The organism is Achromobacter sp. FW305-C-28 (assembly GCF_058783235.1).
The window spans coordinates 708,348-719,661 of sequence record NZ_JBYSYL010000003.1 but is presented as its reverse complement, the minus strand read 5'-3'; the positions used below and the strand labels follow the sequence as shown (position 1 = coordinate 719,661).

11 protein-coding genes and 1 pseudogene are annotated in these 11,314 nt (G+C 64.9%); 6 read left to right on the top strand and 6 right to left on the bottom strand.

Annotated elements, in window-relative coordinates; all coding sequences use genetic code 11:
- Positions 1-72 precede the first annotated feature (72 nt).
- Positions 73-781 (top strand): annotated as a pseudogene (locus AC3WMR_RS12070) (IS256 family transposase); the annotation flags it as partial.
- A 207-nt stretch (positions 782-988) separates the two neighbouring features.
- On the opposite strand, the gene AC3WMR_RS12065 reads toward AC3WMR_RS12070, so the two are convergent.
- The 3 genes from AC3WMR_RS12065 to AC3WMR_RS12055 form a co-directional block, all read right to left on the bottom strand.
- Complete coding sequence (locus AC3WMR_RS12065; protein ID WP_492263303.1) at positions 989-1,342, bottom strand: hypothetical protein; 354 nt, start codon at positions 1,340-1,342, stop codon at positions 989-991.
- A gap of 87 nt (positions 1,343-1,429) precedes the next feature.
- Positions 1,430-1,897, bottom strand: coding sequence for a hypothetical protein (locus AC3WMR_RS12060; RefSeq protein WP_492263302.1), 468 nt, complete (start codon positions 1,895-1,897; stop codon positions 1,430-1,432).
- 638 nt (positions 1,898-2,535) lie between these two features.
- On the bottom strand, positions 2,536-3,981 hold the full coding sequence (locus tag AC3WMR_RS12055) for an MFS transporter (RefSeq protein ID WP_492263301.1): 1,446 nt from the start codon (positions 3,979-3,981) through the stop codon (positions 2,536-2,538).
- A 221-nt stretch (positions 3,982-4,202) separates the two neighbouring features.
- On the opposite strand from AC3WMR_RS12055, the gene AC3WMR_RS12050 reads away from it, so the two are divergent.
- The 4 genes from AC3WMR_RS12050 (at position 4,203) to AC3WMR_RS12035 (ending at position 7,098) form a co-directional block, all read left to right on the top strand.
- Positions 4,203-4,646, top strand: a complete 444-nt coding sequence (locus tag AC3WMR_RS12050) for a DUF2946 family protein (protein ID WP_492263300.1) — start codon at positions 4,203-4,205, stop codon at positions 4,644-4,646.
- Between the two features lie 100 nt (positions 4,647-4,746).
- Complete coding sequence (locus AC3WMR_RS12045) at positions 4,747-5,010, top strand: FeoA family protein (protein WP_492263299.1); 264 nt, start codon at positions 4,747-4,749, stop codon at positions 5,008-5,010.
- The gene (gene feoB, locus AC3WMR_RS12040; RefSeq protein ID WP_492263298.1) at positions 5,003-6,826 is read left to right on the top strand and encodes a ferrous iron transporter B; all 1,824 of its coding nucleotides are present in this window, start codon (positions 5,003-5,005) and stop codon (positions 6,824-6,826) included. Before AC3WMR_RS12045 ends, feoB begins: the two co-directional genes overlap by 8 nt.
- Positions 6,823-7,098 carry a hypothetical protein gene (locus tag AC3WMR_RS12035; RefSeq protein WP_492263297.1) on the top strand — a complete coding sequence of 92 codons (276 nt, stop codon included), beginning with the start codon at positions 6,823-6,825 and terminating at the stop codon, positions 7,096-7,098. Before feoB ends, AC3WMR_RS12035 begins: the two co-directional genes overlap by 4 nt.
- Positions 7,099-7,123: 25 nt before the next feature.
- Here the strand turns inward: AC3WMR_RS12035 and AC3WMR_RS12030 are convergent, their stop codons facing one another.
- The 3 genes from AC3WMR_RS12030 to AC3WMR_RS12020 all read right to left on the bottom strand — a co-directional run bounded on the left by AC3WMR_RS12030 (position 7,124) and on the right by AC3WMR_RS12020 (position 10,158).
- Complete coding sequence (locus AC3WMR_RS12030) at positions 7,124-8,326, bottom strand: pyridoxal phosphate-dependent aminotransferase (RefSeq protein WP_492263296.1); 1,203 nt, start codon at positions 8,324-8,326, stop codon at positions 7,124-7,126.
- A 67-nt stretch (positions 8,327-8,393) separates the two neighbouring features.
- Positions 8,394-9,365 carry a D-2-hydroxyacid dehydrogenase gene (locus tag AC3WMR_RS12025; protein WP_492263295.1) on the bottom strand — a complete coding sequence of 324 codons (972 nt, stop codon included), beginning with the start codon at positions 9,363-9,365 and terminating at the stop codon, positions 8,394-8,396.
- 4 nt (positions 9,366-9,369) lie between these two features.
- Positions 9,370-10,158, bottom strand: a complete 789-nt coding sequence (locus AC3WMR_RS12020; protein ID WP_492263294.1) for a class II aldolase/adducin family protein — start codon at positions 10,156-10,158, stop codon at positions 9,370-9,372.
- Between the two features lie 191 nt (positions 10,159-10,349).
- Here AC3WMR_RS12020 and AC3WMR_RS12015 point away from each other — a divergent pair, with 191 nt between their 5' ends.
- Positions 10,350-11,312, top strand: coding sequence for a LysR family transcriptional regulator (locus AC3WMR_RS12015; RefSeq protein ID WP_492263293.1), 963 nt, complete (start codon positions 10,350-10,352; stop codon positions 11,310-11,312).
- Positions 11,313-11,314 lie beyond the last annotated feature (2 nt).

Below are 11,314 nucleotides of genomic sequence, written 5' to 3'. Positions count from 1 at the left end.
TGGCGACGCCCTCCTGGGGGCTAGTTTCGCCGGAATTTTCCAGTTATCAACTGTCCAACTTTTAGGGGGGAGGTCAAAATCCGCGAGGACGGGGTGGTGCGCAACAAGGCGGTGTAGCTGGCGCTGGGCGTGCTGCCTGACGGCACGCGCGACATCCTGGGCCTGTGGATCGAACAGACCGAGGGCGCCAAGTTCTGGATGAAGGTGTTCAACGAACTGAAGACCCGCGGCACCCAGGGCATCCTGATCGCGGTCACCGATGGCTTGAAGGGCATGGAGCAAGCCTTGAACGCGGTGTTCCCGCTCACCACGCTACAGACCTGCATCGTGCATCTGATCCGCGCCAGCCTGGACTACGCCAGCTGGAAGGAGCGGCGCACGGTGGCAGCGGCCCTCAAACCCATCTACACCGCGCCCTCCGTCGAGGCAGCCCTGGCGGCCCTGGCAGAGTTCGAACAAGGTCCGTGGGGACAACGCTACTGGCCGGATCGTCGATGCCTGGCGGCGGGCCTGGGACCAGGTGATCCCGTTCTTTATGTTCCCGCCGGCCATCAGGCGCGTGATCTACACCACCAACGCCATCGAGAGCATCAATGCGCAACTGCGACGGGCGGTCAAGACACGAGGCCACTTCCCCAGCGACGAGGCGGCCACCAAGTTGCTCTGGCTGGTCTTGCGCAACATTACCGAGGGCTGGGGTGGCGCTACCCATGACTGGAAGACCGCCATGAACCAGTTCGCCATCATCTACGCCGAACGCTTCACTGACCCGCACCGCTGAGATAGCATCAACAAGCCTGACCGAAACGTCGTGCGGACAGAGGAGGGAGCGCGCTGTGGGCAAAGGCCGCGGGCCTAGTTAGCACTTGATACGCCTACCCGCCTGGTCAGCATAGCCGGTTGCTCGTGTAGCAATGATCGGAAGAGCAGGGTAGGGCACGGAGCCGGGAATCTACTTCGGCTCTAGCAAAACGCTCCAGGCTAGCCTTTAGGAGGCGTTATGCTGCTGCTTGGCCTCAGCCAGCTCATCGCGAAGCGTTTTCGATGTGTCGAGTTCAAATATGCCCGGCGTTATTGGTGTTGAGCCGACGCGGGATGCCCGCCATGCATAACTGATCGCTGTTACCCATGAACCAACCCTATATGCAGAAATCGCCGAGCGGAAGTGTTTATCTTCGGACGTCGTGGCGTCTCTGCCTTGGGTCTTGAGTTGGTCCAGGAGCCGCTCGATGAGGCGGTGGACGAGGATCTGTATCTCGTCTTCCGGTCGAGAGGGGAGAGCACCATTTGCTATCAGATCAAGGCCTGAGTTGGCCTCGTCAAAGTTCAATACAGCCGTCATGAACTGATCTTCCTCTATGAGATGGCAGTGCCGCGATCGCTCGAGCGACCGACACAGCAGGCTTTCGCGCCAGGTGTTGCGATTGAATTACTCTAGGGCCGCGCGAAGGAACTTGGACCACCATTGCGTAGCCTCGGGTAACTGGAAGGAATCCAGAGAGATGTTATCTCCCAGTACCACGTCGCCGCCGCGGGGCGATGGGATATAGCAGCCTCTGACGACGTCGCCGTACGACTGAATCAAAAAACTCCAATGGCTGCCTGTACCAGGCTGGGCTGCGGCTTTACCCTTGACTGGTATGAACCGCACGAACACGCTCGCACGATCCGTACTGGCGTCCTGCGTGTATTCCGCAGAGATGAGGCCGCATTCCACCATCGACTTAACCTCGGCCGCAAAGAAGTCGTAGATGGATATTTCGTCAAAGTGTTGGCGGGCACGTTTGACGGCCTCGTCCTTCTTCCGCGCTACCTCTTCTGCAGCGGCATGCGCCGCAGCTAGTTCACTCGCCTTGCGGTCTTCTATTTGATTAAGAATTTGGCTGAACATGCTCATGGTGCGCCCTCTGGTAAATAGAGACGACCATTGTCCGCAAGACGCTGGTGGATTCTTGAGCAACAGAGCAGTGCAGATCTGCGGTCGCATAGCCAGTTCCGTGACTAGAGAGGTCATCTTGCCGCGACGAGATGCTTTGGACTGCCGACCAAGCGCGCGAATTGCTTCCTTCGGCATGTAGGGCCCGACAGATTCCAAGCGTTCGATTGGCCTGCCGCGTTTTGTGATGCGAGCGATGGCCACGCTGGCGGCAGGCGAGCGTACAGGCACCGCTATCAGAAACGGTCAGAAACTGCCTTTTTTGCACGACTTGCTTAATTTTCACTCGGAAGTTTGCTTAATTGGACGGCAATGACTCGGTTTGGGTGATTGCCGCCTATCTATTACTTTACATAATATACATTATGCGTATTACGGGCAGCCCGCAGGCGGCCTTGCCCCGGCGCGGCCGCCCTACGGGGATCCGACTGCCGTTCTTGACCCAAGACACGACTGATTCAGCCCCTCGAACTTCCGTAAATTTTGCCCCCATGGACCGAGGCTCTTCTAGGATGCGCGAATCTCCCTGATCTTGCTGAATCATGCAGATAGGCGCTGAACATCTCGGACAAGAAGTCGGCGTCGCGTTGCCATGGCGCCTACCTGCCGCTGACCGAGCTGCCGGCGTCACGCTTCAAGCCGAGCAGATCCAGCATGCCGATCAAGGAAACCAGCGCCACCACCAGGAATGCCAGGCGATAGGCCGCGCCAGGCGCCTGATCCACCCCCAGCACGGGCGCCGTCCACTCGCCAATGCGAATGGCGATCGCGCCCAGCGCAATGCCCATCCCCAAGGCCAGCTGCGACATCGTGGAAAACAGCGAACTGGCCGCACTGAGTTCCTCTTGCGGCATGTCGGCGAACGCCAAGGTGTTCAGGGCGGTGAACTGCATGGACCGCGACAACCCGCCGATGAACAGGATCGCCGCGGTCGTCGGGAAGCTCATGGCCGGGCCGATCAGCGCGCACGCTGCCAGGGCCAGCGTGTTGATCACGCCGTTGCACAAGAGGATGCGCTGAAAGCCGAACCGCTTCATCACGGGCGTCGTGAACATCTTCATCGCAAGGTTGCCGGCGAAGACGACCAGCACCAGCTGGCCGGCATGAAAGGCATCCATGCCGTAGCCGACCTGGAACATCAGCGGCAACAGGAACGGCACGGCGCCCACCGACATGCGAAACAGCGACCCGCCCCGGATGTTCACCGCATAGGTCGGGTGCTTGATCGGTGTCAGCAAGAGCATGGGGTGAGGATGGCGGTTCAGGTGCCGGATGCCGATGGCGAGCATGGCCGCGCCCGCGCCCAGGAAAAGCGTCATTTCCTGCCAGGGCAGCACGGAACGTCCGCACAGTTCCACGCCCCACAACACGCTGGCCAGTCCGCCGCCGATCCAGAAAAAGCCCTGCCAATCGAACGGACGCCGGGTGTCGTCGATCTCGTTGGGAATCAACAGCCAGGCCGCGGCCAGCGCGGCGAAACCGACCGGGATGTTGAGATAAAAGATCCAGCGCCAAGACGTGTACTCGGTAATGAAACCGCCCAACGGAGGCCCCAGGACCGGTGCGAACAGCCCCGGCCAGATCAGGATGGACATGACCCGCATCAGGTCGTGCTTGGGCGTGCTGCGCAGCAGGACCAGTCGTCCGACGGGCACCATCATCGCGCCGCCGATGCCTTGCAACACGCGCAACGCGATGAACGCCCAGAGGCTGTCGGCCAGCCCGCAAGCCAGGGACGCCAGGGTGAAGAGGATCAGCGCCGAGCAGAACACTCGCCGGCTGCCGAAGCGTTCGGCCATCCAGCCGCTGATGGGAATGAACACCCCCAACGTCAAGAGATAGGCGCTGACGCCCAGGCCGAGGTCGGTGGGGATGACGCCGAAGTCGCGGGCCATCGCAGGGACGGCCGTCGTGATCACGGTGCCGTCCAGGTTCTCCATGAAGAACGCGGTGGCCACCAGCAAGGCGGTCAGGGTATTGCGGCGTCTGCCCGCGTAGCCGCTGGCCGCGGGCGGAGGAAGGGTTGGGGTGGAATCTTGAGCCATGAATAGCGTTTCCGATGAGAAACGCCTGCGCCGATGCGACCTGGCCCCTGCGTACACGCGGCCACGCCCGACCGCGGCGAAGGCGGTTTCAGGCGCGTTGGATGACGTGAACGCTTACGGCGCAAAGGGCTGAATGCCCGAGCGCTGGGCGATACGTTAGCACGCGGCAGCGGCGTTTTCTACCGTTTCAACGCCCTGTCGATTCGGCTTAGAATCCGGCCATGGCCGTTTCCGCCCGTCCGGGCCCATCCCTCGCGCTCAAGTCCTGGCATGCCTATGGCATGCTGTGGGCGTTGCTGGTGGCGCTGGTGCTGCGCGGCTTCGTGCCGCCGGGATACATGCCGGACCCCCGCGGCCGGGATGACGGGCGCATTGCCCTCACGCTTTGCACGTCGGCGGGCACCGTGTCCACGGTATTGCTGTCCCTGACGGACAAGCGCGCGGATACGTCCCGCCATGGCGGCCCGTCGGCTTCCGGCCTGGATTGCCCCTACGGGCTGCTTGCCCACGACGGTTCCGCGCCGCCGCCGTCCGATCTGGCGCCGTCCCCGCTACGGGTGGCGGTTGCGGTCGTGCCGGGGGTTGCCACGTCGCAAGCGCTGCCGCCCCTGCCTGGGCAGGGGCCGCCGCTGGGCTCCCGCGCACCGCCCTCCTCTCTCGGCTGATCCGCACTCATGCAGCGCGCCAGGCATGGCGCGTTCGTCCCGTCTTGCCCGCGACCGCCTGGCCCCTTCCGGCCGCGCGATCGCCATTCTGATTCCTATCATGATTGATTCTGTCCTACGTCTTTGCGACCTGGCGTTGCGAGATCGCGCCGTGGTCGACCATATCGTCCAGGAGCGTCCTTCGGACCCCATCGCAGACCGGCTGCGTGACCTGGGGTTCGTCCACGGGGAACCGATACGGCTGACCGCCCGGGGTCCGTTCGGCGCGTCCCCCTTGCTGGTGGCCATCGGCGCCACCCGTTTCGCGCTGCGTCGCCAGGAAGCGGCCCGCGTGATGGTCAAGCGCGAGGTGCCCCATGGCTGACCACGCATTGCGGCTGGCGCTGGTGGGCAACCCCAACTGCGGCAAGACCGCCCTCTTCAACCAACTGACCGGCGGCCGCCAGAAGGTCGCCAATTACGCCGGCGTCACGGTCGACCGCAAGGAAGGATTCTTCGCCACGCCCGCCGGGCGGCGCGCGCGGATTCTTGACCTGCCCGGCACCTACAGCCTGACGGCGGCCAGCGCCGACGAGCAAGTCACCCAGGACATCCTGCAAGGCCGCTATCCCCGCGAAGTGCGGCCGGACCTGGTGGTGATGGTCGTCGACGCCACCAACCTGCGCCTGCACCTGCGATTGCTGCTGGAAATGCGGCGCCTGGACCTGCCGATGGTGGTGGCGTTGAACCTGTCGGACCAGGCGCGGCGGCGTGGTATCGACATCGACGTGCCCGAGCTGGCCCGGCGCCTGGGGGTGCCGGTGGTCGAGACCGTCGCGGTGCGGCGGCAAGGCGCCCAGGCGCTGCTGGATCAGCTGGACCAACCTTTGGCGCCCCAAGCTCCCCTGCCCCGCGCCGCTGATCCGCAGGCCGAATTGCGCCAGATCCTGGCGGACACGGTGCGCACGCCGGCGTCCGCCACCGCCGTGGATGACCGCATCGACCGCTGGACGCTGCATCCGGTGTTCGGTCCGCTGATCCTGGCGCTGATCATGTTCCTGACGTTCCAGGCCGTCTATGCGATCGGCAAGCCGCTGACCGACGCGATCGTCGACGGCATCGGCGGCCTGGGCGTCTGGAGCACGGCCGCCCTGGGCGACGGTCCGTTCAAGGCGATGCTGCGCGAAGGCCTGTTCGGCGGGCTGGGAACCGTTTTGGGTTTTCTGCCGCAGATCCTGGTGCTGTTCCTGTTCATCCTGGTGCTGGAGGAATCCGGCTATCTGCCGCGCGCCGCCTTCCTGCTGGATCAGGCCATGGTGGCCGTGGGGCTGACCGGCCGCGCCTTCATTCCCCTGCTGTCGAGCTTTGCGTGCGCCATTCCCGGCATCGTCGGCACGCGCAGCATTCCCGACAGGCGCGACCGCCTGGTGACCATCCTGGTGGCGCCATTGATGACCTGCTCGGCCCGCCTGCCCGTCTATGCCCTGCTGATCGGCGCCTTCGTGCCTGATGTGCCGGTGCTGGGCATCTTCAATCTGCAAGGCGCGGTGCTGTTCGCGTTGTACGCAGGCGGCATCGTGGCGGCGTTGGGCGTCGCCTATATCGGCAAACGCCTGCGGCCGGCCGGGCAGACCGCGGCATTGCTGATGGAGCTGCCGGCATACCGTCTGCCCAGGTGGCGCGACATCGGCATCGGCCTGTGGGCGCGCGCGTGGCTGTTCCTGAAGAAGTTGACCGGGGTCATGCTGGCGCTGACCGTGCTGATGTGGTTTATCGCCACGTTCCCGGGCGCACCTGCCGGGGCGACGGGGCCGGCCATCGAGTACAGCTTCGCCAATATCCTGGGCCAGTGGATGCAGCCGCTGTTCGCGCCGCTTGGCTTTAACTGGCAGATCACGCTGGCCCTGATTCCCGCCTTTGCCGCGCGCGAATCGGCGGTGGCGACCCTGGCCACGATCTACAGCGTAGCCGAGGGCCAGGAGGACGCCCTGGGCAACGTGCTGGCCGGCAATTTTCCGCTGGCCAGCGCCCTGTCGCTGATGGTGTGGTTTGCCTTCGCGCCGCAGTGCATGTCGACGCTGGCGATCATCAAGCGCGAAACGGGGGACTGGCGCAACGTGGCGCTGTCTTTCGGCCACATGTTCGCGCTGGCCTATGCCGCGTCTTTCTTGACCTACCGGCTTGCGGGGTGGCTGCTATGACGCCGGCCAACGATACGCAAGTCTGGCAGTACGCCGTGGTGGCGATGGCGGTGGCAGCCAGCGCCATCGCATTCGCTTGCCATCTGTCGCCTGCCCTGCGCGCCTGGCTGCGCAAGAAAGTGACGGGTGGCCGCCTGCCGGCAGCATCGGCGGATGCGGCTTGCGATCAGGGCTGCGGCCCGTGCGGCGGCTGCGGTGCGCGCCCATCGCCGCGCGGGTCGGAATCCTCGGTTGCGCCGCCCCGTAGCCGGCGCCCGCCGCAACAGCCTTGACGCGCAGCGATGCCAGAAATGCGAATTACGCCAGCTTCTCGCAAGCGCGCTTCAATCGGCGGCAGCCTTCGTCGATCACGTCCATCGACGTCGCATACGACAGCCGGAAAAATGGCGATACGCCATAGGCCGCGCCTTGCAGCACGGCCAGGTTTTCCTCGTCCAGCAGGTACATCACGAAGTCCTCGTCCGTCTGCAGGGTCTTGCCCGCCGGCGTCTTGCGGCCCAGTACGCCGGCGCAGGACGGGAATGCGTAGAACGCACCCTCCGGCACATGGCACGACAAGCCCGGCATCTGGTTGATCTGCGCCACGATGGCATCGCGCCGCGTCTGGAAGATGGCCGTCCGCTCGGCGATGAAACCCTGCGGGCCGGACAGCGCTTCCTGCGCGGCCGCCTGACTGATGGACGACGGATTCGAGGTGCTTTGCGATTGCAGCTTGGTCATGGCGCGTACCAGTTCTGCCGGCGCCCCGCCGTAGCCGATGCGCCAGCCGGTCATGGCATAGGCCTTGGAGACGCCATTGATGGTCAGCGTGCGCGCCTGCAAGGCGGGTTCGACCTGCGCCAGGGTGTGAAACGAGCGGCCGTCGTAAAGGATGTGTTCGTAGATGTCGTCCGTCATGACCCAGACCTGCGGATGGCGCAGCAACACGTCGGCCAGCGCCTGCAATTCTTCCCGGCTGTAGGCGGCGCCGCTGGGGTTGTTGGGCCCGTTCAGCATCAGCCAGCGGGTGCGCGGCGTAATGGCGCGTTCCAGGTCTTCGGGTTGCAGCTTGAAGCCTTTTTCGGGTGGGCCGGGCACGAATACGGGCGTGCCGCCGGCCAGCAGCACGATATCCGGGTACGACACCCAGTATGGGGTGGGAATGAGCACTTCATCGCCCTCTTCCACCGTGCTCAGCAAAGCGTTGAAAATGATCTGCTTGCCGCCGTTGCCGACGATGATTTCGGTGGCGCTGTAGGCCAGGTCATTGTCACGCTTGAATTTTTCGGCAATGGCGGCCTTCAGTTCGGGCGTGCCGCCGATGTCGGTGTATTTGGTCTTGGACTGCGACATGGCGCGGATGACGGCCTGGGCCACGTTGTCCGGCGTGTCGAAGTCCGGTTCGCCCGCGGTCAGGCTGACGATGTCGCGGCCGGCGGCGCGCAATTCACGGGCGCGCTGGCCCGCCATCGAGCTGGGCGACGGTTTGATGCGGTCCATTCTTGAAGCGATGAAAGCCATGAGGGTTCCTGTGCAAGGGATGCGGGGATGGGTGTAGGAGCGTTATCGATGAATCGTCGTGCCGGCGTCAAGGCCAGCGGCGCAGGTGATCGAGGAATATCTGGTCGACCCGCCCTTCGTTGCCGTCGGAATGGCCGGCGGAATGGGGCGTGACGATGACGTTGTCCAGGTCCCAGAGCGGCGAATCGCGTTGCAGCGGCTCGAATTCGAAGACATCCAGGTAGGCGCCGGCCAGCCGGCCGTCGCGCAGCGCGTCCACCAGGTCGGATTGCACGACGATCTCGCCACGGGCCACGTTGACAAGGCGCGCGCCCGGCTTGAGCGCCGAGAATGTCCGTGCGTCGACCAAGTGGCGGGTGCGATCGCTCAAGGGGCAAGCCAGGATCAGCCAGTCGGCCCGGGCCGCGGCCTGGTTCAGGTCTTCGAATGCCAGGGTTTCCAGCCCGGGCCCGGCGCTGGCGGCGGTACTGCGCGCGACGATCACATTGAGCCGCAGCGCCCGCAGCAAGGCGGTGAGCGACTGGCCGATGGGGCCCCAGCCGGCCACGATGGCGGTCTGCCCGGCGAGGTCAGCCGGTAGCGCTTGGGCGATCAACGATGCCCAGGTGCGTTCGCGCTGGGCCCGCCACAGGCGCGGAAAATGGCGCGCCAGCGCCAGGACGCCCGCAAGGGCCGTCTGGGCGACCACTTCCGCATTGGCGCCCGACGAGGTCGTGACGGTGACGCCCCGGGTCTTGAGCTCGGCAAAGATCGGCCGGTCGGCGCCGGCCGAGTGCGTGTGCACCCAGTGCAGCGACGGCGATTGGCGCAGCGATTCGTAGAAGGCTTCCAGGGTTTCCTGGATGACGTGCTTGGTGGACAGGCCGGTCACGTCGCGGGAAATGAAGGCCAGATCGACATTGCCGGGCGCCTGGCCGCGTACCGGGCTGGCGACGACGGCTTCGAACGGGCGCGGGCCCAGCGTGGCGGCGATGGCCGGGCCCAGGCGGTCCCAGGCCTGGGCCGACAGCAGAATGCGTAAAGGGTCGACGGCGGGCATGGGATCAATTCCGGAACGAAGGGTCCATGCGGTCCAGCTTGCGCAGCAGCGCCGGCCACTCCATCTTGCCGTATGGCCGGCGGGTGCCGGGCTGGTAATTGCTCCAGGTTTCCTGCAGCACGGCATGCGGCACGGCTTGCAGCGGGCTGTGGGTGGCCATGGCGGCCAGTTGCGAACGGCAGGCCAGTTCCAGTCGATGCATCCAGTTGAACGCCTCGCCCACCGTGTTGCCCACGGTCAGGGCGCCGTGATTGCGCAGGATCAGCGCTTCGCCGCGGCCCAGGTCCTGCAGCAGCGAGGCCTGCTCGGCGGTGTCCAGCACCACGCCCTGGTAGTCGTGGTACCCGATGTGCAGAAAGCGCATCGCGGTCTGGGTGATGGGCAGCAGGCCGCACGCCAGTGACGAGACGGCCATCGAGGCCCAGCTGTGGGTGTGGATGACACAGGCGACTTCGGGGCGGGCCTCGTGCACGGCGCTGTGGATCACGTAGCCCGCCTTGTTGATGCCGTAATCCAGGTCGCCGAAATCCGGCCGGGCCAGGATCTTGCCTGCCAGGTCCACCTTGATGAGGCTGGACGCGGTGATTTCCTCGTACATCATGCCGTAGGCATTGATGAGAAAGGCGCCCTCCTCGCCCGGCACGCGCGCCGAAATGTGGTTGGCCATCATGTCGGACATGCCGTACAGGTGCACCAGCCGGTAGCAGGCCGCCAGGTCGACGCGCGCCTCCCATTCCTCGGGCGTGCACCTGGCCTGCATGGATTCGATCTGCAGGGTTCCTTTGGCGTTCATCAAGCGACTCTCCTGAAAAGGCGCGGCCGGGCCGCGGTGGGCGATGGCGGGCAGAGCCGCCTGCTGGAAATTCTAGGCAAGTGTTTTCATCGCTACAAATAATTGGTTTTTGTTGATTATTCGTTTTTGCAAATATATGATCCGGCCAGACATCCCGGGCGGCGTTGGGCTGCCCGCTACTGGTGACCCGCATGCTGAGAAACGTCTCCCTGCGCCATCTGCGCTGCTTCGTGGCGGTGGCCAACGCCGGCTCGTTCACGGTCGCGGCTGCGCGCCTGTTCCTGACGCAGTCTTCCCTGACTGCGACCATCCAGCAGTTCGAGGAATCGGTGGGGGTCAAGCTGTTCGACCGCAATACCCGCCGGGTCGCCATGACGCAGGAAGCGGTGCGTTTCAAGGTCGAGGCCGAAAAGATTCTCAGCCAGTTCGATGGCGCCCTGAGCGACCTGCAGGCGTTCTCCAAAGGGCACCAGGGCCACGTGCGCATCGCGGCGGCGGCGTCGGTCATCAACCATTTCCTGGCCGACGCCATTCACGGGTTTCGCCAGACCTACCCCAACATCACGATTTCGTTGCGCGACGCGGGCGCCGAACTGGTCGAGCGCATGGTCTCGGCCGGCGAGATCGACTTCGCGGTGACCAGCCGGCACAAGGGCTATGACGACCTGATCTACACGCCCTTGTTCGAAGACCGCTACGGCGTGGTCTGCACGAAGGATCATGCCTTGGCGGCGGGCCGCGGCCCGCTGCGCTGGGACGCGCTGGACCCGGCCGATTACGTCGGTTTCACGGCAGACACCGGCATTGGCGCCTACCTGCGCGCCAACACGCCCAATTCGGCCCTGTTCGACGGCACCCGCGACGAAATCTCCAGCACGACGTCGCTGTACGCGGTATTGCGGTGCGGCGGTCGTTATTCGATCCTGCCGGCGCTGCCGGCCAGCGTGGGGGAATTTGCCCAGTTCCGGTTCCGCGAACTGACCGGTCCCAAGCTGGCGCGCGAGGTCTGCCTGATCACGCGGCGGTTGCGGTCCTTGTCGCCCAGTTCCGAACAGTTGCTGCGCTTCATCCGCGAGGAAATGCGCAAAAAGCCGGTGCCCCCCGGCGTGCGCATCCTGGAAGCGCGCAAGCGCGGGGGCACCGGCCAGGGCTGAGC

Coding starts and splice junctions, on each gene's coding strand:
- AC3WMR_RS12065 (WP_492263303.1), bottom strand. CDS start 1,342: ATGACGGCTGTATTGAACTTTGACGAGGCCAACTCAGGCCTTGATCTG.
- AC3WMR_RS12060 (WP_492263302.1), bottom strand. CDS start 1,897: ATGAGCATGTTCAGCCAAATTCTTAATCAAATAGAAGACCGCAAGGCG.
- AC3WMR_RS12055 (WP_492263301.1), bottom strand. CDS start 3,981: ATGGCTCAAGATTCCACCCCAACCCTTCCTCCGCCCGCGGCCAGCGGC.
- AC3WMR_RS12050 (WP_492263300.1), top strand. CDS start 4,203: ATGGCCGTTTCCGCCCGTCCGGGCCCATCCCTCGCGCTCAAGTCCTGG.
- AC3WMR_RS12045 (WP_492263299.1), top strand. CDS start 4,747: ATGATTGATTCTGTCCTACGTCTTTGCGACCTGGCGTTGCGAGATCGC.
- feoB (WP_492263298.1), top strand. CDS start 5,003: ATGGCTGACCACGCATTGCGGCTGGCGCTGGTGGGCAACCCCAACTGC.
- AC3WMR_RS12035 (WP_492263297.1), top strand. CDS start 6,823: ATGACGCCGGCCAACGATACGCAAGTCTGGCAGTACGCCGTGGTGGCG.
- AC3WMR_RS12030 (WP_492263296.1), bottom strand. CDS start 8,326: ATGGCTTTCATCGCTTCAAGAATGGACCGCATCAAACCGTCGCCCAGC.
- AC3WMR_RS12025 (WP_492263295.1), bottom strand. CDS start 9,365: ATGCCCGCCGTCGACCCTTTACGCATTCTGCTGTCGGCCCAGGCCTGG.
- AC3WMR_RS12020 (WP_492263294.1), bottom strand. CDS start 10,158: ATGAACGCCAAAGGAACCCTGCAGATCGAATCCATGCAGGCCAGGTGC.
- AC3WMR_RS12015 (WP_492263293.1), top strand. CDS start 10,350: ATGCTGAGAAACGTCTCCCTGCGCCATCTGCGCTGCTTCGTGGCGGTG.